Genomic DNA, 24,830 nt, shown 5'->3' on the forward strand with positions numbered 1-24,830 from the left:
GACAAGGCTCTCAAGAAAGATTGGTTCAGGAATTCGGAAAATAAATATGAAGATAAAAAATATCATCCTCTGTCTGAAATGATAGTGTTCCGTTATATTGTTCAGCAATATGGCGCATGCTTTTGATCCCAAACCCGTGGCGGTCCTTATCTTTCTTGCTGGTTTGCGGCAAATGGTCACTAATTGTAAGATCATCATTGAAATAGTTGGTGACGTGAATTCCGGTCAAACCGTTTACTTTACCTATTGATATAGAAATTGTCCGTTTCTTGTCATTATTGACGGCTTGCACGGCTTCCAAAGCATTTTCTATGGCATTGCTTAGCAGAGAATATAAATGAGTAGAGGAGATAAAAGTTAAGCAGCGGCCATCTGCCATACAACTCATCTTAATCCCATTTTTTTCACAATAAAGCTGCTTCTTGTAGAGAATCACATCCAGAATATCGCTCCCAGTTTTGTGGGTTGTATCGTAAACCTCAATAGCGGCCTTCAAAGATTCAATTTCTTTATTAGTCAGCTTGTAGCTGATATTTGCCAGCTGCTGACGCAGGTCATGAGTTTTCATGTTAATAATGTCAATTTCACTGCGCATGTTGTCAAACTGCTTTTTCTCCGCATACAGCAATTCATCCATGATTAATAAATCCTGCTTAAGCTTGCTAGTCTCCAGTATTCTTGTACGCAGTAATAGAGTAAGCAAAGCATACAGAATTGCAAAAGTCCGGATGATAAAATCCAGGACATTGTTCTCGCCCTCAAAGGTACGGCTGACCGAGGTAAGTATCATTGTAACAAGAATAAAGATTAACGAAAAAGAAATGATTAACCGCTTGTTAGCCCTGTCATGGTCATACACCCTCTTTCGGCGGAAAAGAAGAGCAAGTAAGGAACAAAAAATAAAATGAATCAAATAGTATAATGCCCAATCACGCAATGGAACCATTTCTTGAAAAAACGAAAGAGTTTCATAGGGGTTTTTGTCTAATATGATAATCAAAATTTCGTATAAACGCCCAACAATCACCTGGATCGCTACTGCGCCGCAAAGACACAGCAACAGCTCAGTAAAGGTTTCCCGGTAAAGAAGGTATAGAGCGGTCAAAACAAATAAATACATGAAAATATTCGTCATACTGGAAAACAGTTGGGGATAGTGCGAATTAATTACCGACATCAAAAAAATAAGCGGCAAGGTGAATGGAGTGATGATACTTAATCTAATACCAAAGTCGTTTTTCTTTTGAAAAGGCAGTGTTAGTAGAAACACACAAAATACAAACTCAATCAGAGTAGCTGAACGAATAATAAACTGTTTAGAGTAGACACCTAAAAAATTATTGATGAGTTCACTCATGAGTTTTTCTTGCTTACATACAACATTAGTTTTTCCACAAACGCTTTTTTCCTCGGCTGACTGATACGCAAATCTACACCATCCAGCACAACAGTATAACCCTGAATTCTTTGTACATAGGCCAGATTAACTAAATAACAATTGTTACATCTGTAAAAATCATATTCCTGCAGTTTCTCCTCAATCGATGAGATTGTGGCATACTGCCGTAAGTCACCTTCTGCGGTGTGGTAAATGACGTGGTGTCCTTCTGTCTCAATATACCGGATGCTTTTGGGCGATATTTTTCGTATGCCCTTGTCTGTTGCTATTAACATATCATGTCCAGGCTTCTCATCAATTCTGCGGATGGCACGGGACATTTTCAATGCGAAATCATAATATTCAACGGGCTTTACGATATAATCAAGCGCTTCCACTTCATAGCCATGAATCGCATATTGGGTGAGATTAGTAATGAAAATTAGGATAACCTCCTTATCAAGGGCTCTGAGGCTTCGGGCAGCATCCATTCCGTTCATATAAGGTAACTGAATATCCATAAATATAATATCAAAATTGGCAGTGTAATTTTCCAGCAGTGCAACAGCATGCTGGAAATGCATGATGTTGAAAGAAACTCCTTTTTCAATGCCAAAGATTGTCAGATGACTTTCTAACAAACGGGCTTGATTAATATCATCTTCCACAATGGCGATTGTGATTATCATCTTTCATCTCTCCAGTTGTTGATCTAGGGTCTTTTTTACTATAGGAAGCGTTTTCTCTTTTGTCAATAAGATAACTCTGGTATCTCGCAGACTAAAAAAATACCGCATAAACTAAAATCCACCTTACTGAATTTGCTTGAATTATATGAGCCTATGCTAAAAGCCACACAAGACAAACGTGATCTTATACAATAATCATGCGCTTTAGAAAGCGTATACAAAATTTATTTAAAGGGGTAATTTTCGTGAAAAACAAAACGGTGAAAAAGGCTTTTACTGCAATTTGTGCGATGGCATTGTTGATAGGAATCACAGCATGCGGAAATGGTGAGAAGTCTTCCGGATCCAGTGAACTGACAGGGTATTATGCTTCTGGAACTAATGTTGAATTTATGAGTGCTTACCCGGAGCATACCTTCAAGCAGGCAACTTTCGGTGTGCAAAATATTGAGACCTTTGCAGATAATACGTATTGCTTAACGAGCACTGAAACGTTCTACTCCGGAGCCTTGGAATTCGCTGATGATGGTAAATACGATGTAGTACCCAGAGGGGCGAACATCACTAAATACTATGGAACCTTAACTTCAACCGATGAAGGAGGACTAATCACGCTGGAATTATCCAAACCTACAGCAGTCATCGCGAACAGTTCCTACTCAGCAGGCGCAAATCCGATTGGTTATGTAAATACTAAAGCTTGGACTGATGAAATGGGTACAGCTGTTGGCGGTGAAGGACCTGCGTTGACTGCTGAAGAGTATCTGGAAACCGTGGCTTTCCCTGAAGCTTCAATTATTGTTGATGGTGCCAAAGCGAGCTTCGACTATACCGTATTAACCAGTGGTGAAACAGCGAATTAAGATAACTAGCGCTTGTGCGGGGGAGGTAACACATTGAAAAGCAAATCGAATGTATGGCGCGGGTTTACTGCAGTTACTGCAGTCCTCTTAACCTTTAGTATTCTCATGACCCAACTGCTAATCAGCTGGAGCGGTCAAGTTAATGTCTTTCTTAATGTCACAGCACCTGTACTTGAAGCGGATGCCAGCTCGATGCATTATAAGAGCGATTACGAGCTATCGGATGCAGGTTTGCAGGCAATGTTAGTGGATTCTGATAAACATGACATACAGACTATGGAAGAGGGTACAGTTTTATTAAAAAATGAGCAGGCGGCTCTGCCATTAAGCACAGAAGAACGTAGTGTTACCTTATTTGGCCGTTCGACAGCCGATCCTGTGTACAGCGGGAATGCTGGCGGACCGGGTATGGATGAGACACGTAAAGTCAGTTTGCATGGCGCACTTGAGGCAGCGGGTTTTAAGATTAATGACCCGTTATTCGATGCTTATGCAAAGAGTGAGGTGTCCAGAGTAAAAGCAGCTCCTGACTGGTTCATTGGTGAGGTTGATTCAAGCTTCTACACCAGTGAGCTGCAGGCCACATACCAGAATGATTTCAACGATGCGGCTATAGTCATGTTGTCGCGTGATGGCGGAGAGGGCAAAGACTTGGCGACATCGGACAGGGATGGAATCTCTCACTTGGCGCTTCATGACACCGAAAAAGATTTATTGAAGATGATTAAGGACAGCGGCAAATTCGCCAAAACGATTGTGCTGATCAATAGTGCGTTTGCCATGGAACTTGGCTGGATTGAAGAAGAGGAATATGGAGTAGACGCCGCACTCTGGATTGGCAATCCCGGATTAATAGGCTTCACCGGTGTCGCCAATGTACTGTCAGGTGCTGCAGATCCCTCAGGCCGGCTGGTAGATACCTTCGCCGCAGATTCACTGTCTGCCCCGGCGGTCAGAAACGCCGGCGACTTCCAATACGGTAATGATGACGGTCATTATATTGTTGAAGCGGAAGGTATCTACCAAGGATATAAATACTACGAAACAAGGTATCAGGATGCTGTTCTAGGACTCCATAATGCAGACAGCAAAGCGGGGGCATTTGTTAATAAAGACAGCTGGAGCTATGCAGATGAAATGGTGTATACCTTTGGATATGGCAGCTCTTATGCCGAGTTCTCCCAAGAGTTAACATCTCTGAAATGGGATAGACAAGCAAAAACGGTGACGGCGACCGTGAAAGTTACCAATCAAGGATATCCGCAAGAATCAGCTTATACCGGAAAGTCGAAGTCCGTAGTGCAGGTATATGCTCAGCTCCCCTACGAAGAAGGTCAGGCTGAGAAATCAGCGATCCAGCTGATCGGCTTCGGAAAAACAAGTGAGTTAGCCGCAGGCGAATCGGAAGAAGTAACAGTCACTGTAGATGAATATTTATTTGCTACTTATGACGCTAATGCTGACAATGGTGCTGATCCAAGCAAGAAAGGTACTTATGTTTTTGATCCGGGCGACTATTATTTCGCCATTGGAAATGACAGTCATGATGCTCTGAATAACATACTGGCTAATAAGGAAAGCGCCAATGTACAAGGAAAGCTAATTGCCGCAGACGGTACTGCTGTAGCTGGAGAGCCGGACAAGGCAGTCGCTGTTCCTCTGGAATCATTGGACAATGTAACCTATGCCAAGTCAGCGTATACGGACGAAATCGTGTCCAACCAATTCACAGAGGTTGATATTAACCATTTTGCCGGGGATACGGTAACGTATTTAACGCGCAACGATTGGAACACTTATCCTGAGCCCTATAATAATATTACGGCAACAGATCAACTGAAAGATGTAATGTACAACGAAAAATATGTAAAACCAGCTGATGCACCTGCATACGACAGCATTACTCAAGGTGCAGAGGTTACGCTCAAGCTGCTGGATATGAAGGATGTTCCATTTGAAGATGATACAACATGGAATAAATTCCTTGATCAGTTAACGCTAAGCGAGTTAAGTGCCACAATTGGCGAGAATTTTGGCCAACCAGCAGTTAAGTCGATTAATAAACCGGTCAACAAAAATACGGATGGCCCATCGGGCTCACAATCTAATTATTTGTATGGCGGCAATCAGCCGGCAACCTTCCATGTTGTTCAAGTCGTGGCAGCTGCAACCTGGAATAAAGAATTATTAGCAGAACGAGGCAAATTTATTGCAGAGGATTGCCTATTCAGCGGCACTTCACAGCTATGGTCACCAGGCGGGAATTTACACCGGACACCGTTTAGCGGACGTAACTTTGAATACTACTCTGAGGATAGTATTCTTGCTTATCTTTTGGGAGCTAATCAAACTGAAGCGATGCAAGCCAAGGGGTTAACAGCTGCCATTAAACATTTCGTAGCCAACGATCAGGAAACGAACAGACAAGAGCTGTCTACATTTATGACGGAACAGGCGTATCGCCAAGGTCCGCTGAAAGCTTTTGAAGGCGCCTTTACCCAAGGAGGTTCGCTTGGCACGATGATGTCATTCTCCCGGATTGGTGCCCGGCTGGCCTATGCAGATTCGGCAACGTTGAAACAAGTCCTCAGAAATGAATGGGGCTTCAAAGGCGTAACCATTACGGACTCTGTCAAAGGCAATCCGAATATTCCAACGATTGAATCGCTCGTGGCGGGAACAGACACGTTCAATGCAGACACTAACCGTGCGAGCGAAGTTCATAAGTACCTAGCAAGTAAGAAGGACGGTTATGTTCTGCAGGAGTTGAGACGGGCCAATAAACATTTCTATTATTCACTGGCCAAATCGAATCTGCTTAATGGATTAACGGATGACACTGAAGTTGAAGGGTTTACACCATGGTGGCAAACCTTGCTGAAAGTGATTAATTATACACTTGGTGCATTACTGCTGATCAGTGTATTGCTGTTCATCAGATCCAGTCTCAGAAGAAATGTAAAGGTAAAGGTGGGAAAATAGAATGGTCTTATTTAAAGATCGGACGTCAGGTTTCTGGATTGGCTTTCTGGCTGCCTGCCTGATGCTTGCAGCAAATATTGCATTTATCATTTTTGATTATGGCGATCGGACCTTTTCCTTTGTAACCTTTGGTCTAATCATAGCAGGTGTCTTGGGAGAACTGCTGGTTTTGGTTAAAACCTATAGTTTCGCGCCGCTTCTACCATCGATCTGTTTTGGCGTAGCGCTCTCTATGCATCTGTATTTAGGATTTCCAACGCTGTCTGATGTTATCAACGGGGTTAATTTCATCGGAGGAAACCCGCAGGCTGTTATTATTTTCGGGATTGCCTTTGCGATCGGAACGGTTGCCTCCCTGGTTTCCTGCTTCATGAAACAATCAAGGTCAGAAGGCTTAATCTACATCGTAAATACTTCAAAATGAACAAGATGGAGAATCGGAAATGAAAAAGATTAGTATCTGTGACGGATGGGGTTTTATAGAGAATATAACTGATGAATTCTTTAACTTTACAGGAGAGGGGACAGCCGTAAGGCTGCCCCACACTTGTAAAGAAGTACCTGTGCACTATATGGAGGAAAGCTCCTGTCAGATGATATGCGGTTATAGACGTAATCTTGAGGTTCCTGAGTCCTTAAAGGGTCGGCGTCTGTTCCTGCAGTTCGATGGTGCTGCTCATGTGGCAGAGGTGTTTGTCAATGGCGAGCAGTTAATGACTCATAACGGTGGCTATACTGCATTTCGGGTAGAAGTAACAGATAAGCTGGTATACGGGCAAGAGAACAGAATTGTCGTTCGTCTAAATACACGGGAAGATGCCAATGTACCGCCATTCGGCCATGTTATTGATTACATGACCTATGGCGGACTCTATCGTGAAGCGTGGCTACTGCTTGCGGATCAAAGTTACATTGAAGATGTGTTTGTACGGACACCGGATATGAATCAGGCAGTTATTGATGTGACCATCAGTCAGCCGGATATAGCCCGCACACTGGAATTGAGCATACTTGATCAACAGCAAAAGACAGTCGGCCAACAGAGCCTCAAGGTATCAGGGGCAGTAGTCAGTACATGCAGCATCGCTGTTACAAGCCCCCACGAGTGGAGCCCGGAAACACCATATTTATACACACTAATAGCCTCGTTAAGAAATAGGAATGGGGAAATTATCGATGATTACCATGTATCTTTTGGTTTCCGGCAGGCAGATTTTCGAAGTGACGGGTTCTATTTAAACGGAAAAAAATATAAGATTCGCGGATTAAACCGCCATCAGAGCTATCCTCATGTAGGCTATGCTATGCCGGCATCCATGCAGGTGGAAGATGTAAGAATATTGAAAGAAGAGCTTCATGTGAATGCGGTCCGCACCTCCCATTATCCCCAGTCCAAGCATTTTCTGAATGCGTGTGACCGCCTGGGATTGCTTGTGTTCACAGAAACACCGGGCTGGCAGCATATCAAGAACGATGAAGAGTGGAAGCGGATCGTCTGTGATAATGTTGAAGAAATGATCCTGCAGTATCGTAACCATCCCTCGATTATTCTCTGGGGAGTCCGTGTGAACGAATCGCAAGATGATGATGTCTTGTACTCCAAGACCAATGAAATTGCCCGCCGTCTGGATCATAGCAGACAGACAAGCGGAGTCCGCTTTCTATGGAGAAGCAGTTTATTAGAAGATGTTTATGCCTTCAACGATTTTTCTCATACAGGGAAGAATGGCGGATTACTGCCAAGGTGGCTGATATCGCCTAATAAGAATAAAGCCTATCTCATTGCCGAGTTCAATGGTCACATGTTTCCGACCAAGGCGACGGATACGCCGACCCACCGGCTGTCCCACGCTATGCGCCATGCCAATGTGCTAAATGAGGTATATAAAAGAGAAGATATTGCAGGAGCCTTCGGGTGGTGTATGTTCGATTATCAAACTCATGGTGATTTCGGATCAGGTGACCGGATATGCTATCACGGCATCATGGACATGTACCGCAATCATAAACTGGCTACGAAAGTCTATGCCAGCTTCTCAGAGGAAACCCCGGTTCTGGAAGTCGGTTCAGATATGCATATCGGCGATTACCCGGGAGGTGCTGTCGGTGAAAATTATATTTTCACTAATGCCGATTCGGTTCGTCTATACAAGAATGAACGGATGATCCGGGAATTTAAGCCGGTCAACAAAAAATACCGCTATTTACCGCATCCGCCAATCGAATTCTACGACACCGTGGGCAATGTGATTGAAGAAGGAGAAAAGTATTCACACCAAAAAGCCGAAGCGATTAAAGAATGTCTCTTGGCTATTCAGCGGTTTGGTACTGCCTTACCTCCAAGGTACATTTTTAAAGCGCTGTGGGTGATGCTCCGTCATCTGGTGTCACCGGTAACTTTCTACAAGCTATTCTTCAAATATATTGAGAACTGGGGTGTGTCTGCACCGGTCTACCGCTTTGAAGCGATTAAGAATGGCCAGGTGGTTGCAGAGGTAGTGAAAGCCTCTAATGCGAGTATTCATTTAGAAACGACCGTTAGTGGAACGGAGTTAATTGAAGCCGATACCTTTGATGTGTCATCTATCCGTATTCGGGTTGTAGATGCGAATAACAACAATGCCACGTACTCACATCTGCCTGTCTTCTTAAAAGCAGTAGGTGCAATAGAAATCGTAGGTCCGGATTGTGTCACTGCCGAAGGGGGCATGTGCGGCACCTATGTTAAAACAACAGGGATAGCTGGAGAAGGGACATTGACGATTACTTCCAATCAGACAGAACCAGTCCAGTTGCGCTTTAGTGTGAAAATAGAAGGAAGTGGTATTAGTGAGCGGTATTAAAGCGTTCTGGAGTAACTACAGTCTTAAACATCCCCAAATCGCGCAATTTATTATGTTTTTGTTATTAAGCAATGGCATTACGGTGTTTCAGATGATCCTTATGCCGGTTTTGAAGGCAGTTTTTAGCGGATCTGCTTTGGAAGCTCATGATTTTCAGATTTTACCGGTTGGACATAATACTGATGGATCTCCCTACTATATTTTCAACTATCCTTCAGGGTCAATCGCCTCTGGTGGAGGCGGTGGACTATCCTACTTCCTTGCTGTTCAACTGACGCTGGGGATCGCCCAGGTGATTAACTTCTTTGCTCAACGGAATATTACCTTTCGATCCAAAGGCAATATTTACAAAGCGGCTGTCTGGTACCTTATCGCCTACATCCTGATAACCATTTGTGCGGGTGCCCTTCAGGGGTGGTACAAGGACCCGATCTACCAGTTCTTTATTGATAGGTTTGGAGGAACCGGTGAAACGGCTGCAGATTTGATTACGATGATTATTAATGCTGCCATCTCGTTCTGGGTGTATTTCCCGATCCTGAAGATCATTTTCAAAGAAGATAAACAGCAAAAGGTGGCCTAAAAAAGAATAAAAAGAGGTTAGTAATAATGAAATTATTGTCATTCATTGTACCCTGCTATAACTCACAGGATTATATGGACCGCTGTATGAGCAGCCTGCTAGTTAATGACGAAGAAATTGAAATCATTATTGTTAATGATGGCTCCAACGACGGCACTAGGATGATTGCAGACAGCTACGAGAGCATGTATCCAACGATGGTCAAAGTGGTGCATCAAGAAAACAAAGGACATGGCGGTGCGGTGAACACGGGGATTAAGGTTGCTGCCGGCTTGTTTGTTAAAGTGGTGGACAGTGATGACTGGGTGGATCGGGAGGCATATCAACAAATCCGGATGAAGCTAAAAGCGCTGGTCGCTGAGGGCAAGGCCGTCGATATGGTTGTCAGCAATTTCGTATATGAGAAAACAGGTAAACGGCACCGGAAGGTAATGAAGTATGACCGGAACCTTCCTGAGGGACGGGTGTTCACCTGGGATGAAATTAAATCCTTCCGTAAAGGCCAGTATATTTTAATGCATTCCATTATCTATCGCACGAATTTGTTAAAAGAATGCCGCTTCACACTTCCCGAGCATACCTTCTACGTGGACAATCTGTTTGTGTTTAAACCGCTTGAAAAAGTGAAGCGGATTTATTATGTGAACGTCGATTTCTACCGGTATTTCATTGGACGAGAAGATCAGTCGGTTAATGAGAAAGTGATGATTGAAAGAATAGACCAGCAGCTTAAAGTGAATAAGCTCATGATCGATGGAATGAACATTGAACAGATTAAAAGTCCTAAGCTTCGCCAATATATGCTCAATTACCTTGAGATTATCACAATTATTTCTACAATCCTGTTAATCCGTTCACGTAAGAAAGAAAATCTGCAGAAGAAAAAAGAGCTGTGGAAGTATATGAATGAAAAAGATATTGAGTTATACAATACGATCAGATACGGAGTCATGGGAAGAATGATGAATATTCCGGGGTATTTGGGCCGCAGTATAACGGTATCTGCCTATAAAGTCTCACAGAAGATTGTGGGATTCAATTGAAAGCTGCAAACCTGTGGATGTGACCCTTCATCTGCAGGTTTATTTTTTTACGTCGCAAATTTTGATAAAAGGCAGGGTGAACCTATATGAAATACGACTATCTGGTTGTGGGCTCCGGACTATTCGGCAGTATCTTTGCCTATGAAGCAGCCAAGCGGGGAAGACGGATAAAGGTAATCGATAAGCGGGATCATCTGGGCGGTAATGTATACACCAAAAATATTGAAGGTATCCAGGTACATCAATACGGGGCGCATATTTTCCATACGAATAACAAAGGGATTTGGGACTACATTAATGAGTTTGCCGAATTTAACCGCTATACCAACAGTCCCATTGCCAACTATAAAGGTGAAATATATAGCTTGCCTTTTAATATGAATACATTTAATCAATTATGGGGGACGATTACGCCTGACGAAGCACAGTCAAGGATCGCTGAACAAAGATCAGCCGCTGGAATTGGGGATCCGAATAACCTGGAAGAACAAGCTATTTCATTAGTTGGACTCGATATCTATGAGAAACTGGTAAAGGGTTATACCGAAAAACAATGGGGGCGTAAAGCAGCAGAGCTGCCTGCCTTCATTATCAAACGGATCCCTGTCCGTTTCACCTATGATAATAATTATTTCAATGACCGGTATCAGGGAATTCCTATCGGCGGCTATACGCAAATCATTGAAAAAATGCTGTCTAGTGAATTGATTGACCTAGAGTTGAATCAAGACTTATTTGCAAATAAAGCGGCTTACTTAGAAGAATACCCCAAGATTGTTTATACAGGAATGATCGATCAATTGTTTGATTACAGGTACGGTGAATTAGAATACCGGAGTTTAAGATTTGAATCCGTTACTTTGGACCGGCAAAACTATCAAGGAAATGCAGTGGTCAATTATACGGATGCAGAAACCCCATATACGCGGATTATTGAGCATAAACATTTTGAATTTGGCGAACAGCCAAAGACCATCGTTACTCGAGAGTACCCGCAAACATGGAAAAAGGGTGACGAGCCGTATTACCCTTTAAATGATGACGGTAATAATGAGAAATATAGAAAGTACCGTGAGCTAGCGGAGGATCTGCCCAATATTGTGCTCGGGGGACGACTGGGTATGTATAAATATTTCGATATGCATCAAGTCATTGCAGCAGCATTAAGCTTAGTCAAAGAAGAATTCAGATGAAGTATGAAACTTTAATTAACCAAATGAGTGTAGAAGAGAAAGCATTGTTAATGTCAGGTAAGGATTTCTGGACGACTCAAAACATCGACCGTCTGGGAATCCACAGCCTGTATCTGGCGGATGGGCCACATGGTGTTAGAAGGCAGGCAGCAGCAGCAGACCATCTTGGACTAAATGCCAGCATTCAAGCAACTTGTTACCCAACCGCTGCGACTGTAGCTAACAGCTGGAATGTGGAGCTTGGTGAGAGGATTGGAGAGTATCTTGGAGAGGAAGCTGCTTCGCAGCAAGTCAATGTTCTTCTCGGGCCTGGTATTAATATGAAGAGAAACCCTCTCTGCGGAAGGAACTTCGAGTATTTCAGTGAAGATCCGCATCTTGCCGGTAAAATGGCTGCTGGTTACATCCGGGGCATTCAATCACAGGGAATATCAGCATGTGTAAAGCACTTCGCAGTAAATAATCAAGAAGAGAGACGGATGTCAATAGATGCATGTGTAGATGAAAGAGCGCTTAGGGAAATCTATCTGACTGCATTTGAAATCGCTGTTCAGGAAGGCAAGCCGAAGACGCTTATGTCTTCCTATAACCTTCTTAATGGAAGTTACACGAATGAGAACATCCATTTAATGAGGGATATTTTGCGTGATGAATGGGGTTATCAAGGGGTTGTTGTCACTGATTGGGGCGGCAGTAATGACCGCTTAGCAGGATTGTTAGCTGGCAATGAACTCGAGATGCCGACAACCGCAGGCGAGACGAATGCTGAAATCATCCGGGCCATCCAGAGCGGAGAAATCGTGGAAGAAGGATTAGATGAATGTGTGAACAGACTACTTGAGCTTATTTTTACAACAAGAATAGCTTCCAGCAGACCTGGGAAATTTGATGTGGAAAAGCATCATAAGCTGGCAAAGAGAGCTGCTGAAGAGTCTGTGGTGCTTCTTAAAAATGAAGGGAATATATTACCCCTTAGAAAAGGTATGAAGTTAGCCGTAATCGGTAATTTTGCGGAAAATCCAAGATACCAGGGGGCTGGATCTTCTATTGTAAATCCAACAATTACCGGTAATCTGTTAGATGATCTAGAACAATCAAATTTGATCAGTATTGGATATGAGCCCGGTTTTGAACGTCAAGGCAAGAATAATATGAAAAAACTGAATAAGGCTTGTGCTCTTGCCCAAAAAGCTGATGTTGTTCTTCTATATATGGGTCTGGACGAAGCTTCTGAAACTGAAGGATTAGATAGACGAAGCATGGAGATCCCCCGGAATCAGATTAACCTATTACACGCATTATATAAAGTTAACCCCAACATTGTAGCAGTGCTCGCTTGCGGCTCTGTGGTAGAGATGCCGTGGATTCATAAGATTAAAGGATTAATCCACGGTTATCTATCGGGGCAAGCAGGAGCGGGGGCTATTGGGAGGGTTTTAACGGGAGAAGTGAATCCTTCAGGGAAACTGGCAGAAACCTATCCCCTGTGTTATGAAGATACGCCTTCCTATCACCACTTCCCGGGTAAGGAAGCCACCGTAGAATACAGAGAGAGCATTTATATGGGCTACCGCTATTATGATACAGCAAATAAGAACGTGCTTTTCCCGTTCGGTTACGGACTAAGCTATACCCAATATGAGTACTCCAACCTTGAGGTTTCCAGTAAAGGGGTAACATTTGAATTAACGAATACCGGAGATGTTCCCGGAATGGAGATTGTTCAGCTATATGTAGGCTGTAAATCGCAGGAAATATTTAGAGCGGTTAAAGAATTAAAAGGATTTGCCAAAGTGTGTCTGGCTGCGGGAGAGACCCGGAAAGTAACGCTGCCTTTTGATGATAAAACATTCCGCTATTTCAACGTGAAGACAAATAAATGGGAAATCGAAGCAGCGGACTATGAGATCAGTATCGGTGCTTCAAGTGCAGACATCCGATTGGCAGACACCCTGTTTGTAGAAGGGACAGGTGCACACACTCCTTATGATAAGGACATGCTTCCCGCCTATTATTCGGGAAAAGCCAACAATGTCAGCTCAGCTGAATTTGAATATCTGCTTGGATATAAAATACCTGTCTCTAAATGGGACCGGTCACAGCCTCTGGGGTACAACGATACGATTGCCCAGTGCCAGTATGCAAAGGGAAGAAGTGCGAGGTTTGTTTACCATTTAATAGTTTTTGTTCATTGGTTTTTAATAAAGATCGAAAAGAGAAGCACAGCTAATATCATCATGATGTCTATTTATCATATGCCCTTCAGAGGTATTGCGAGAATGACAGGCGGAATTGTGAATATGAAGATGCTGGATGGGATTTTGATGATGGTAAATGGTCGTTTTTTTAGAGGATTAAGTCATGTATTAAAATATACAAAGTAGATTTGATCCATGCATTAGGATGAACAAAATCATTCAACAAAAATTAAGTTTTCAGATTTTTATATTAGGGGGCATTATCAGCGGGCGTTCATTTTTAGGACATGCGCATGGTAATGCCCTTTCTTTGACTACAGTCTGGTGCACCAGTGAAAAGGAAGGTTACGTCCACATAAAAAGGATTTGAATTATTTTTTGAATACTTCCGCAACAATCCGCTGTTGCAAAAATGCAATTTACGCAATATCGGAAAAATATTTTATTTTTTCTGGATAGGTACCCATATCTTAATGTAGCTTCTGCATCCATTTGTATTATCCGCCGGTTAGGAAAGGCCGCCTCCGCGTTGTTGTCACTAACGGCGAGACTATGGGGGATGAAATAGTGTGGTTATTTTGCGACTCATACCTCTAGACCGGGTGGGGGATATTCAGCCGTGTATTTCAGCTGTTTGTTCAGGCCTGCTAATCAGGCATTGCAGACAAAACGTGCTTGAAGGGGATGCGTTCAACAGTGCCAGTCGCAAAAAAACAACAGAAAAAAACCTTGAATTAAAGCCATTTTGGGCCGGTTGACCGGTCCTTTTTTCTGTAATACGATGACATTGCGAAATATTTCACAATACTTTTAAGACGTATCAATCAAGCGTTTTATTTTTTTAATCAGCGAAGTGAAATTATTCACATACAAGGGAGCAGATGAAATGACCAAAGTAATTTCAGCCGCCAAAGCAGCGGAACTCATCAAAGACGGAGATACAGTGGCAGCCAGCGGATTTGGATTGTCCTGCTGGGCAGAAGAGATGGGGATAGCCATTGAGGACCGCTTCATGCAAACGGGGCTGCCGAGAAATCTGACGGTCATGCACGCCAGTGCAGTCGGCAACCGCCGCGACAAAGGGATGAGCCATTTAGGCCATGAAGGATTGATTAAACGCTGGATTGGCGGAATTGCCATTGCTTCCCCCGGGATGGCGAAGCTGATCGAAGAAGACAAATGTGAAGCGTACAATTTGCCCCAGGGTGTAATTACTCAGCTCTACCGGGAAATTGCCGCCAAGCGTCCGGGTGTGATTACCAAAGTAGGCATGGAGACGTTCGTTGATCCCCGGGTCGAAGGCGGCAAAATGTCCCCGTCCACGAAGGAAGACATTGTAAAGGTTATCGAGCTAGAGGGCGAGGAGTGGTTATTCTATAAATCCTTTCCTATTCATGTCGGCTTGATCCGCGGAACCGTGGCTGATGAGAATGGCAATCTGACGCTGGAAAAGGAAGGCCTGCATATGGAGGTTCTGCCTATCGCCCAGGCAGTCCGCAATTCGGGAGGCATCGTGATCGCCCAGGTAGAGACGGTTGCCAAGCGCGGCACCCTTAACCCTAAGGATGTTAAAGTTCCAGGGATTCTAGTAGATTATATTGTCGTGTCCAAGCCGGAGAATCATTACCAGACAGAGAACACCCAATATAATCCGGCATTCTCCGGTCATGTTAAGGTGCCTACCGAATCTATTGAATCGCTGCCGCTGGATGAGCGCAAAATCATCTCCCGCCGCACAGCAATTGAGCTTCAGCCGAATGCGATCCTGAATCTTGGGGTTGGAATTCCGGTTAATGTTGCCAACATAGCAGAAGAGGAGGGAGTAAGTGACCAGCTGATTCTAACCACGGAGGCCGGTTCTATCGGGGGTGTTCCCGCAGGTCTGAAGGACTTCGGCCATGCTTATAACTCTGAGGCCATTGTAGATCATGACGCACAGTTCGATTTCTATGATGGAGGCGGTATCGATTTATCTGTCCTTGGCCTCGCTCAAATGGATGAGTCCGGGAACGTAAATGTCAGCAAATTTGGTACCCGGGTAGCCGGATGCGGCGGATTCATTAATATCTCTCAGGCAGCCAAAAAGCTGGTATTCGCAGGTACATTTACCGCTGGCGGTCTGGAGATCAAGGTTGAAGACGGGAAATTGCACATCCTTCAAGAGGGAAAAGTGAAAAAGTTCATTAAGAAGGTGCAGCAGATCACGTTCAGCGGTTCTTATGCGGCCAAAGTAGAGCAACCGGTTGTATATGTTACGGAGCGTGCGGTATTTGAGCTGCTGGATGGGAAAGTAACCTTAACTGAAATCGCACCGGGTGTTGACCTGCAGACGCATATTCTGGATCAGATGGACTTTGTACCGGTGATCTCGCCTGCGCTCAAGCAAATGGATCAAGCCATGTTCCACGAACACTGGGGGAAGCTGAAATCTATCATTGCCGAGAAAAACCGGGTCTTATTGGAAGTATATTAATCTATCACTGCTTCAATACACTATGAAAAGGGATGATCTCATGAATATTCAGTTAAACCGCTGGAGGATACTGATCGCATCGGCCATCATTAATATCTGTGTAGGTGCAATATACGCATTCAGTATTTTCGCCCTTCCATTAACCAAAGTGTTTGACGTCTCGATGCCTGATATTATGATGGCCTTTACGATCAATGCAGCGATCTCTCCAATTCCAATGATCCTGGGAGGGAAACTGGTCGATAAAGGGGGAGCGAGGAAGGCTATCTTTATCGGCGGAGCCATGTTCGGGATTGGCTTCATTCTGTCGGGACTGGCAACCGCACCCTGGATGCTGTATATCACTTACGGTGTTATTACCGGGATCGGCCAGGGGATTGTATATTCCTCTACCATTGGCAACAGTGTGAAGCTCTTTCCGGATAAAAGAGGCTTGGCTGCAGGAATTGTTACAGCGGGCTACGGCGGCGGAACCATCGTTATCGCACCTATAGCCAACGCGTTAATCAGCGGTCAGGGTGTCCAGCCGGCCTTGATCATGCTCGGTGCCGTCTTCCTGGTAATTATTCTGAGTCTGGGTCTGCTCGTTAAACCTGCTCCGGCCGGTTATGCCCCTGAGGGCTGGGCGCCTCCGGCTGCCGGAGCTGCCAAGGGTGGCGTGAATGTACAATGGCACGAAATGATCAAGAAGCCGCTATTCTATGTCATCGCCTGCCTGTTCCTAATCGGTGCCTTGTCAGGAATGATGGTAACCGCCAACGCATCTGTCATTGGACAGAAGATGTTTGGCCTCTCCGCCGCAGCCGCAGCACTATATGTAAGTCTGTACTCACTCAGTAACTGCATCGGCCGTGTATTCTGGGGCGCTGTATCCGACAAAATCGGCCGGGTAAAATGTCTGCTCATGATCTACCTGGTCATTGCGGCCATGATGCTGACTATAGCATTATCGACATCCATCGCCGGATTTGCGGTAGCCATTGCAGGCATTGGCTTGTGCTTCGGCGGAACCATGGGCATCTTCCCTTCGATTGTCGGCGAGAAATTCGGGATGAAATATTACGGTGTCAACTATGGTGTAACCTTTATCGGTTATTCAGGAGCTGCCTTCTTCGGACCGAGAATTGCCGGTAAGGTGGCAGCAGCCAATGACGGAATGTTCACGAATGCTTTTTACATCGCGCTGGTGATCTCTTTGGTTGGCTTTGCTCTAACCTTTGTGTACAAAGCAATGGATAAACAACAGCCGCCACAGCCTGAAGTTACCCAAGCCGCTTAAGAAACTGAGTTACATTAATGAATAACTGAGTTACATTAACGAACAATATAAATGGAGGTTAACACAATGTCGATTATACAATTATTAGGGATTAAATATCCGATTTTTCAGGGAGGGATGGCTCAAATCGCAGTTTCTCCTCTGGTAGGTGCTGTGTCTAATGCGGGAGGTCTGGGCATTATCGGTTCAGGCGGATTTACTGCGGACCGTCTTCGTGACGAGATTCGTAAGGTGAAGGCAAGCACCGATAAACCCTTCGCAGTAAATCTGATGCTGATGATGAACAATATCCCTGAGCTTATTGAGGTCATTATCGAAGAAGGCGTGAAGATTGTGACCACAGGTGCAGGCACACCTGCTCCATACATGAAGACACTCAAAGAGCATGGCATTATCGTCATTCCGGTAGTTCCTTCGGTCAAAATCGCCAAGAAAATGGAAGCCTTAGGTGTGGATGCAATTGTTGCAGAGGGAACCGAAGCAGGCGGACATGTGGGTGAAACCACGACGATGGCCCTTCTGCCTCAAGTCGCCAGTGCAGTGTCGATTCCGGTAATCGGAGCCGGTGGGATTGCGGATGGCCGTGGCATCGCAGCGGCATTTGCACTCGGAGCACAAGGCGTTCAGGTGGGAACCCGGTTCCTGGCTACCGTGGAATGCCCTACTCACGAGAACTTCAAACAAGCCGTCATTGCTGCAGATGACACGAGCACAACAGTGACTGGCCGCAGCCTGGGCGGTCCGGTAAGAAGCATCAAGAATAGTATGATTGCTGAATTCCTGAGACTTGAGAATGAGAAGGCTTCACGCGAAGAGCTGGAGAAATTAAGCCTGGGATCTTTGCGCCGGGCCGTATTTGAAGGAGATACAGATACGGGCTCCGTAATGGCTGGACAGATTTGCGGGATGGTGAACAAGATTACTACGGTTGAAGAGATGATTACCACCATGTTCGAAGAGGCGCAGGAAACCCTCGGGAAGCTGGGGCATTTACAGCTGGGAGCATTATCAGTTGTAGGCGCATAATAAAGTGTCATATCATAAGCCAAGTGGTATCATTTACGTAATGATATCGTTTGGCTTTTTTTCTAAATAAGGATGTAAGCGTTAATATAATAGTATAGGACTGATAAATTTGACTAAAAGAAATAAAAAATCAGGTAAACGTACGATAGACGAAATTATGGAAGAGCTGCCGTCCACTTTATTTGTGACCGATCCACACGGAAATATATTAATCTCCAATGAATTTACCGCTTTAACCATCGGAGTTCAATTGGAGGAGCTGCTGAAGGCGAATGTCCAGGACTTGGTGAAGGCCGGCTATTATCCTCATTCGATTACGATGGAGGCCATTCAAAGTAAACAAAAGGTTTCGAAGAATGTCATCACCTCAAGAGGATTCCATATCTTCTCAACAGCGATTCCTATTCTGGATAAGGATGGGGAGGTGCAGCTGGTAGTCACCACTTCTAATGAATTCAAGCAGGAGCACGCCTATTATGAAGCAAATGTACCTGTAACCCAGCAGATCAGCAAGCAGCTCGGTGAATCAGCGGCGGGGGAAGGCAAAGGGATTGTAGCCGAAAGCCTGGCCATGAAACAGATCATTAAAGTCTGCAACCAGATCGCGTCCTACGACAGCAAGGTGTTAATCTATGGTGAATCCGGGACCGGTAAAGAGGTTATAGCCAAATATATTCATCTGAGAAGTGAAAAGTGGAAGGGGCCCTTCATTGCGATTAATTGCGCAGCTATAGCTCCGGCTCTATTCGAATATGAATTGTTTGGATACGAAAAAGGAGTCATGGAAGGACAGACGGAAGTGAAGGCGGGCATGATTGAAATTGCGAGTGGCGGGGTTCTTTTTCTGGATGAGATAGCGGATTTGCCGCTTGAGATGCAAGCCAAGCTATTGCGGGTTCTGGAGAATAATGAAGTAAGACGCGTCGGCGGCATCGTGAATATACCGGTCCATTGCCGTGTGATCTCAGCTACGAACCGGGATCTGTGGAGTATGGTGAAGAAAGGGCTATTCCGCGAAGATCTGTATTACCGGATTAATGTGATTCCGATTCATATTCCTCCGCTCCGTAACCGCAAGCTGGACCTTGTAGGGCTAATCTCCAGTTATATCGCCAGCTTCAATCACATGTACGGGAAGAAATATGTCTTAAGTGCGGAAGAGTTTGAGAAGATGCTGAGTCAGCCCTGGCACGGAAATGCGAGAGAGCTGAGGAATTATATCGAACGGCTTGTGGTTACGGAACACATGGGAACTAGCCAGGAGGAAGAGGATCAGGTGGCGGACTGGTTTGCAATTGACCACTTCATAGCCAAGAACAAACATCACCTGTCTGCGCTGAAAGACTTCACTGCAGTAGCAGAGGGCCGTTATATTGTAAAAGTGCTGAAGGATTGTTATGGAAACGGTACAGAAGCGGCCAAAAAATTAAGTGTGGACCGGTCGGTTATTTACAGAAAGCTGAAGAAAATGGAAGAAGTGCTGCGGAATTAAGTAGTCAAGAATGGCAAGACGGTAATTGAGGAGGGCTTCGGCTACGCAGTTTTGCTGCTTTATTTATAACCTCGAATGATCTTGAGCCTGGTGGAAGCATATAAGGCGAACAGGAACAGCAGCAGACCAATGGAACCCATGACCGGACCCGGACTGAAATAATCCGAGAGGTAGGAGACAAGTGTTAGACCGATCGACGGAGCGACACTCATAATCGACCCAAGTACTCCGAAGACCCGGCCCTGAATCTCTTCCGATATTTCCAGCCTGAGGATGATATTGATCAGCAGCGTGCAGAACGAGAACATGAATCCAATCAGCAGAACGACAGGAATGGCTGTGGCCGCAGAAGTGATGAAGGATAACAGGATGTACATCGGGCCCAGGCAGAACAGACCGCTCATAATAAATAATCCTCTCCGTCTGATTCTGGAGCCCAGGATCATAATCAGGCCTGAGCCGATCATATAGCCGAGCGGGATACAAGCTTCCATGAGTCCGAACTGGAACGGGCTTGCCTTCCAGACGTTGACGGCCATAACCTGGGTCAGCATCAGCGAGGGCATGAAGAATAGAGTGAGCGTCGGAAGCATAATGATGACGGCCTTGGCAAAAGGGAATTTCCAGATATACCTTATGCCTTCCCCAAGGTCCTGAATAAAATTCCTCTTCTGCCCGGGCTCAGCATTCACGCGTGTCGGCACGGGAAGGGAACGGACCGCAAGAACCAGCAGGAAGGAGACTACAAACGTGACTCCATCGAATAAAATGGCATCCGCCGCACCAAAGCCCGCTACAAAGATTCCGCCCATGGAAAAGCCGACTGTCCGGCAAATATTCTCTGACAGGTTAAGCATGCCTACGGCTTGCTGGACATGCTCTTTGCCGACCACGGTGATAATGGAGGCCTGGTAGGCGGGGGACTGGAAAAGAGCAGATGCAGTGGTCAACGCAGTAAGCAGGGCCACGATAATGAAGGAAGCGGAAGGGAGAGAGAGGACCAGGGCGAGTGATACTACCAGTATGCAGCTAATCAGATCCGTGACCAGCATGATTGTTCTGCGGTTGGTTCGATCCGCAAACGTTCCTCCTATTGATCCGAGCAGCGAGCTGAGTAACAGATTAATGATCGTCAGTACAGCCACCAGTTTGGCACTGCCGGTGGTCTGAAGCACCCAGAGACTGAGAGCGATACTGTGAAAGGTGTTGCCGAACAGGGAAATGGAAAAGGAGCAGAGCAGCAGCATGAATTTTTTGTTGGCCCATAGTTTTGGATAGGAGTGAACCGCAGGGGCCGCCTGGCTGGCTATAACGGGTTCTGGCATAGTTACTCTCCTTTCAACTTAAACGCTTAAGTTAACCCTCAAAAAAAATTAGTCGACATAATAACAGTTATTCACTTGCTCGGAATAGTCTGTATGGTGCAACAGCTCTTGCATGAGTTCATAGGCAATCTCCGCTTTGTCTCCTTGAAAAAGAATCTTCTTCACATGCACACCCAGCATTTCCGGGGAATTACATGTGCAGATTACCGTAAGATGCTCGAACTTTCCAGACTTCTCCACGTAGCTGCCAATGAATTCATTGATCACAATTGCCTGCTTGAAGCGGTGATGCTCCATTGCCGGAAGCAAATCCTGAAGTTCACGGATCTCAAAGACAGCATCATCAGCCAGAGGAACACTGCTGCGGATATAGCGGGTGAGGAGCGAATTATTGAAGCCCTCCATAATCAAGCAGACCTGCGACAGATCGCCCGGAAGAGCTTTTTCAAGCGCTGAGCGGTAATTAAACACCACCTGCTTGAACAGCTTATCCTCTATCATGCTGTCGATCAGAATCAGGGGGATGCCCTCGACAAAGTGTCTGGAGATCGAGTAGAAGGAATGGTCTTGTGCATCAATGAGAAACACGGCTTCCAGCTTGCGTTCAACGATAATATCCAGCGAAGGGGTGTCGGTATCCAGAGAATAGAGGAGCGTATGATAACCGGCCGCTGTAAGCCGCTGCTCCAAAGCATGAATGAAGGCGAGCTGGGCATGCAGCTTCCAGTAGGGCAATGACTTGGATTTGTGGACCAATACACCTATCAGACCGGTTTTTTGGTTTGCCAGTGAGCGGGCTGCTAAGTTTGGAATATAGCGGAGCTCTTTAGCCAGTTCCATAATCTGGCGGCGCGTCTTCTCAGGAATGGTCTGATTATCCACACGATTCAGCACATAGCTTACGGTGGCAACGGATACGTTAGCACGGATGGCGATGTCCTTCATAGTCGTTTTTTTCAACGCACCAATCTCCTGTCTGTTGATTTCCTAAAGATTAACATTAGCTGGATCAGTCGTCAATCCTGGATGTGATGTGTCATAATAAACCTTTTATTTCTTGTTGTTGATATAATATGTAAAATATTGTAGTATCAGCTTAATCGGTTAAGTCTACCGGTTGTTGTCTATTCTTTACTCTATTATGGGAGGCGGTTATGCATGGACAATGTAGTGTTGTATCCCTTCAATAAGATTACGCAAGGGATCATCAGGTTCAGGGATCTAACGGATTTTACAGTAAGGGCGGTTGTTGATTTTGTCCTGCATAAGGGCAAAGATGCAGCAGAGCTGGTGGAAGGGCGTGCGGCGGGCATTCCGGTCACGGACAATTTTGAAGAGGTATTTGGCTTAGCGGATACTCTTATTCTGAATGATCCAGGAACCTCCTTCGGAAATAACGAGGGTGTGTATGGCGAGCATAAGCTCAGCCAGCTGTGGAGAATGCTGGTTGTCTCTGCCCATGAGCACAAGCTGCGGATCATCAGTGTGCACGAAATTATTGACCGTCCGACCCTGGAATGGCTGCTCGAGAATGGAATCACGATTGAAATTCTACCGCAAATCCCCGCAAGTCTGCAGCGCCGGCTTCATACAGAATATGTTTTTCCTTCCCCTGGAGATGAAATAGCCACTTATTTATCTTATTTTGATATGGACGCACAAATAACCGCTTATAACCGCAATATATGCAAGGTAGGGATATTCGCAACAAGAGGATGCCTCGGGAAATTCACTGCCCAAATGTCATTATTCCGGGCGCTTAAGCAGGCAGGAGAGAAGGTTCAGGCGATTATAACCGAGCCTACAGCCGCACTCTTCAATCAACCGGGCGGCGATATAATGAAATTTATTGCCAATAAGCCGCTGAGCCAATATCCGTACTACATTCACGCGGCTGTCCGGGAAGCAGAGAGCGAAGGCTGTGATTATGTCCTGCTGTCAGGTCAAGGCTCCTTGCTTCCGAATGAGAATTTCGTGATTGCAGCGACCAAGGTCTCCTATTTGCGCGCTTTACAGCCCGATTTGACGATCCTGATCGCAGGCTACGATGATGATGAGCAGATTAGAGACAGCCTCGATATTCTTCGCGTTTACGGCAATGGCAGCCGGCCGTTTGCCATTCTGATTCCGGATAAATACGAAGTTGATTTCGGAGAATACATCTCGAAGACCCCGGAAGAAATAGAACAGCGCAAGGAAGAGATCCGCAGCCGGTTTGCAGCCGAGAATGTTGAATCGGTGCTGGACATTGGCAGATTGGCTGCCAAGCTGGCTGGCTATAAGCGGACTGTCAAATTATGATCCGGGCGGAGGCGGTGAATATGGAAAGGGTTGTCCTGTATCCCTTCAATAAAATCACGCAGGGTCTGCTTCGCTTTCGTGACCTGTTGAGTGTGGAGATTGTGTCGGTAATCGACTTCGTGCAGGAAGACGGACAAGATGCCGGAGAGCAGGTGGACGGGAAGCATTCGGGAATTCTTATTCATTCGTCTATGGAAGCTGGTCTGAAGGATGCGGACACTCTGATTCTCAATGATCCCGGCACTACTTTTGGGGGTAACAAAGGTGTATTCGCTGAACACGATCTGGCGGAATTATGGCGAAAATTGGTCTTGTATGCTTCAGCCCGGGGCTTAAGGGTAGTCAGTGTTCATGAAATTTATGACAGGGATACCCTGAACTGGATGGCAGAGCAGCAATTAAAAATCGACGTGGTTCACAGTCCTCAGGAGAAGCTTTTTCAGGAGATGGATGAGCGTTACAGCACGGGCGGAACAGATATTGAGTGCTATCTGGGACAGTTCGAGAAGGAAGCCTTGATGTTTGCCCGCCCCAGAACGATTAAGAGAGTTGGTGTTTTTGCTACGCGGGGGTGCATTGGCAAGTTTACCGTGCAGATGAATCTCTATCGGCAGTTCGGAGCGCTGGGCATTCCGGCTACAGCCTTTATCACAGAGCCAACCGGATTCCTGTTCGGGCAGCCTGAAGGGGATATCTTCAAATTCCTGGCGCACCGTCCGTTGGAGCAGTACCCGTATTATATCGATACTGTTATTCATCAAGCCCAGCAGAGCGGCAGCGATTGGATCGTTATGGCGGGGCAAAGCTCCATTCTTCCCACAATGAATATTGCTTTCAATTCTCTGCGATACGCGATGCTGCGGACATTTGATCCGGAATATGTTCTGCTGATTGCCGGTTATGATGATGACAGCGCTATACTTGATGCGATTGAAATCTTAAGAATCTACTCCAGGCGGCCGATTGCCCTGCTGCTGCCGGATAAGCTTGAAACCTCTTATGGGCATTATGAAATCTATCCCCTTGAACAACGATTGGCCCGCAAGCTTGAACTGGAACAGAAATTTCATATTCATGTCCTCTTTACCGAACAAGCAGAAGCAGCGGTGAATCTTCTCTTGGAGGAAGCGAATGCTATTCCGGCCGCTTCTGGTAAGTAAAC

Annotated in this window: 18 protein-coding genes; 14 read left to right on the forward strand and 4 right to left on the reverse strand. The window is 45.4% G+C overall.

All coding sequences use genetic code 11. The annotated features are described in order from the left end of the window. Positions 1–25: 25 nt before the first annotated feature. On the reverse strand, positions 26–1,357 hold the full coding sequence (locus tag NSU14_RS06200; RefSeq protein ID WP_076243824.1) for an ATP-binding protein: 1,332 nt from the start codon (positions 1,355–1,357) through the stop codon (positions 26–28). Beyond that, the gene (locus NSU14_RS06205) at positions 1,354–2,067 is read right to left on the reverse strand and encodes a LytR/AlgR family response regulator transcription factor (protein ID WP_076243823.1); all 714 of its coding nucleotides are present in this window, start codon (positions 2,065–2,067) and stop codon (positions 1,354–1,356) included. The genes NSU14_RS06200 and NSU14_RS06205 overlap by 4 nt, the downstream gene beginning before the upstream one ends. 245 nt (positions 2,068–2,312) lie before the next feature. Here NSU14_RS06205 and NSU14_RS06210 point away from each other — a divergent pair, with 245 nt between their 5' ends. The 12 genes from NSU14_RS06210 to NSU14_RS06265 all read left to right on the forward strand — a co-directional run bounded on the left by NSU14_RS06210 (position 2,313) and on the right by NSU14_RS06265 (position 20,042). After that, positions 2,313–2,930 (forward strand): hypothetical protein, encoded by a 618-nt coding sequence (locus NSU14_RS06210; protein WP_042139067.1) that lies wholly within the window; start codon positions 2,313–2,315, stop codon positions 2,928–2,930. A gap of 33 nt (positions 2,931–2,963) precedes the next feature. Beyond that, positions 2,964–5,912 (forward strand): glycoside hydrolase family 3 protein, encoded by a 2,949-nt coding sequence (locus NSU14_RS06215; RefSeq protein WP_076243822.1) that lies wholly within the window; start codon positions 2,964–2,966, stop codon positions 5,910–5,912. Position 5,913: 1 nt separating this feature from the next. Then, entirely contained in the window at positions 5,914–6,336 is a 423-nt protein-coding gene (locus NSU14_RS06220) for a hypothetical protein (protein WP_076243821.1), read from the forward strand. Positions 6,337–6,355: 19 nt separating this feature from the next. Then, the gene (locus NSU14_RS06225) at positions 6,356–8,755 is read left to right on the forward strand and encodes a glycoside hydrolase family 2 protein (RefSeq protein WP_340943511.1); all 2,400 of its coding nucleotides are present in this window, start codon (positions 6,356–6,358) and stop codon (positions 8,753–8,755) included. Further along, positions 8,742–9,338 carry a hypothetical protein gene (locus tag NSU14_RS06230; protein WP_340943513.1) on the forward strand — a complete coding sequence of 199 codons (597 nt, stop codon included), beginning with the start codon at positions 8,742–8,744 and terminating at the stop codon, positions 9,336–9,338. The genes NSU14_RS06225 and NSU14_RS06230 overlap by 14 nt, the downstream gene beginning before the upstream one ends. 26 nt (positions 9,339–9,364) lie before the next feature. Further along, positions 9,365–10,381: a glycosyltransferase family 2 protein gene (locus NSU14_RS06235; protein WP_340943516.1), complete on the forward strand. Its 1,017-nt coding sequence runs from the start codon at positions 9,365–9,367 to the stop codon at positions 10,379–10,381. Positions 10,382–10,467: 86 nt separating this feature from the next. After that, positions 10,468–11,574: a UDP-galactopyranose mutase gene (gene glf, locus NSU14_RS06240; RefSeq protein ID WP_340943519.1), complete on the forward strand. Its 1,107-nt coding sequence runs from the start codon at positions 10,468–10,470 to the stop codon at positions 11,572–11,574. Beyond that, entirely contained in the window at positions 11,571–13,958 is a 2,388-nt protein-coding gene (locus tag NSU14_RS06245; protein ID WP_042139061.1) for a beta-glucosidase, read from the forward strand. Before glf ends, NSU14_RS06245 begins: the two co-directional genes overlap by 4 nt. A 700-nt stretch (positions 13,959–14,658) precedes the next feature. Further along, positions 14,659–16,245: an acyl CoA:acetate/3-ketoacid CoA transferase gene (locus tag NSU14_RS06250; protein ID WP_340943523.1), complete on the forward strand. Its 1,587-nt coding sequence runs from the start codon at positions 14,659–14,661 to the stop codon at positions 16,243–16,245. Positions 16,246–16,285: 40 nt separating this feature from the next. Continuing rightward, entirely contained in the window at positions 16,286–17,524 is a 1,239-nt protein-coding gene (locus NSU14_RS06255) for an L-lactate MFS transporter (RefSeq protein WP_042139059.1), read from the forward strand. Positions 17,525–17,590: 66 nt separating this feature from the next. Next, the gene (locus NSU14_RS06260; protein WP_340943526.1) at positions 17,591–18,550 is read left to right on the forward strand and encodes a DUF561 domain-containing protein; all 960 of its coding nucleotides are present in this window, start codon (positions 17,591–17,593) and stop codon (positions 18,548–18,550) included. Between the two features lie 157 nt (positions 18,551–18,707). Then, positions 18,708–20,042 carry a sigma-54 interaction domain-containing protein gene (locus tag NSU14_RS06265; protein ID WP_340948904.1) on the forward strand — a complete coding sequence of 445 codons (1,335 nt, stop codon included), beginning with the start codon at positions 18,708–18,710 and terminating at the stop codon, positions 20,040–20,042. Between the two features lie 59 nt (positions 20,043–20,101). Here NSU14_RS06265 and NSU14_RS06270 read toward each other — a convergent pair whose 3' ends face one another. Then, complete coding sequence (locus tag NSU14_RS06270; protein WP_340943528.1) at positions 20,102–21,367, reverse strand: MFS transporter; 1,266 nt, start codon at positions 21,365–21,367, stop codon at positions 20,102–20,104. A 48-nt stretch (positions 21,368–21,415) separates the two neighbouring features. Continuing rightward, the gene (locus tag NSU14_RS06275) at positions 21,416–22,327 is read right to left on the reverse strand and encodes a LacI family DNA-binding transcriptional regulator (protein ID WP_042139055.1); all 912 of its coding nucleotides are present in this window, start codon (positions 22,325–22,327) and stop codon (positions 21,416–21,418) included. A 198-nt stretch (positions 22,328–22,525) separates the two neighbouring features. On the opposite strand from NSU14_RS06275, the gene NSU14_RS06280 reads away from it, so the two are divergent. Both NSU14_RS06280 and NSU14_RS06285 read left to right on the forward strand, forming a co-directional pair. Then, positions 22,526–23,668: a DUF1611 domain-containing protein gene (locus NSU14_RS06280; protein WP_340943531.1), complete on the forward strand. Its 1,143-nt coding sequence runs from the start codon at positions 22,526–22,528 to the stop codon at positions 23,666–23,668. A gap of 20 nt (positions 23,669–23,688) precedes the next feature. Then, entirely contained in the window at positions 23,689–24,828 is a 1,140-nt protein-coding gene (locus tag NSU14_RS06285; RefSeq protein ID WP_340943533.1) for a DUF1611 domain-containing protein, read from the forward strand. The last annotated feature ends 2 nt before the right edge of the window (positions 24,829–24,830 follow it).

It is taken from the genome of Paenibacillus sp. FSL R10-2771 (genome assembly GCF_038000205.1).
Taxonomy (GTDB): Bacteria; Bacillota; Bacilli; order Paenibacillales; family Paenibacillaceae; genus Paenibacillus_AQ; species Paenibacillus_AQ phytohabitans.

What these genes read in the sequence shown, in the direction of transcription:
- NSU14_RS06200 (WP_076243824.1), bottom strand. Translation starts at nt 1,357, where the DNA reads ATGAGTGAACTCATCAATAATTTTTTAGGTGTCTACTCTAAACAGTTT.
- NSU14_RS06205 (WP_076243823.1), bottom strand. Translation starts at nt 2,067, where the DNA reads ATGATAATCACAATCGCCATTGTGGAAGATGATATTAATCAAGCCCGT.
- NSU14_RS06220 (WP_076243821.1), top strand. Translation starts at nt 5,914, where the DNA reads ATGGTCTTATTTAAAGATCGGACGTCAGGTTTCTGGATTGGCTTTCTG.
- NSU14_RS06225 (WP_340943511.1), top strand. Translation starts at nt 6,356, where the DNA reads ATGAAAAAGATTAGTATCTGTGACGGATGGGGTTTTATAGAGAATATA.
- NSU14_RS06235 (WP_340943516.1), top strand. Translation starts at nt 9,365, where the DNA reads ATGAAATTATTGTCATTCATTGTACCCTGCTATAACTCACAGGATTAT.
- glf (WP_340943519.1), top strand. Translation starts at nt 10,468, where the DNA reads ATGAAATACGACTATCTGGTTGTGGGCTCCGGACTATTCGGCAGTATC.
- NSU14_RS06245 (WP_042139061.1), top strand. Translation starts at nt 11,571, where the DNA reads ATGAAGTATGAAACTTTAATTAACCAAATGAGTGTAGAAGAGAAAGCA.
- NSU14_RS06250 (WP_340943523.1), top strand. Translation starts at nt 14,659, where the DNA reads ATGACCAAAGTAATTTCAGCCGCCAAAGCAGCGGAACTCATCAAAGAC.
- NSU14_RS06255 (WP_042139059.1), top strand. Translation starts at nt 16,286, where the DNA reads ATGAATATTCAGTTAAACCGCTGGAGGATACTGATCGCATCGGCCATC.
- NSU14_RS06260 (WP_340943526.1), top strand. Translation starts at nt 17,591, where the DNA reads ATGTCGATTATACAATTATTAGGGATTAAATATCCGATTTTTCAGGGA.
- NSU14_RS06265 (WP_340948904.1), top strand. Translation starts at nt 18,708, where the DNA reads ATGGAAGAGCTGCCGTCCACTTTATTTGTGACCGATCCACACGGAAAT.
- NSU14_RS06270 (WP_340943528.1), bottom strand. Translation starts at nt 21,367, where the DNA reads ATGCCAGAACCCGTTATAGCCAGCCAGGCGGCCCCTGCGGTTCACTCC.
- NSU14_RS06280 (WP_340943531.1), top strand. Translation starts at nt 22,526, where the DNA reads ATGGACAATGTAGTGTTGTATCCCTTCAATAAGATTACGCAAGGGATC.
- NSU14_RS06285 (WP_340943533.1), top strand. Translation starts at nt 23,689, where the DNA reads ATGGAAAGGGTTGTCCTGTATCCCTTCAATAAAATCACGCAGGGTCTG.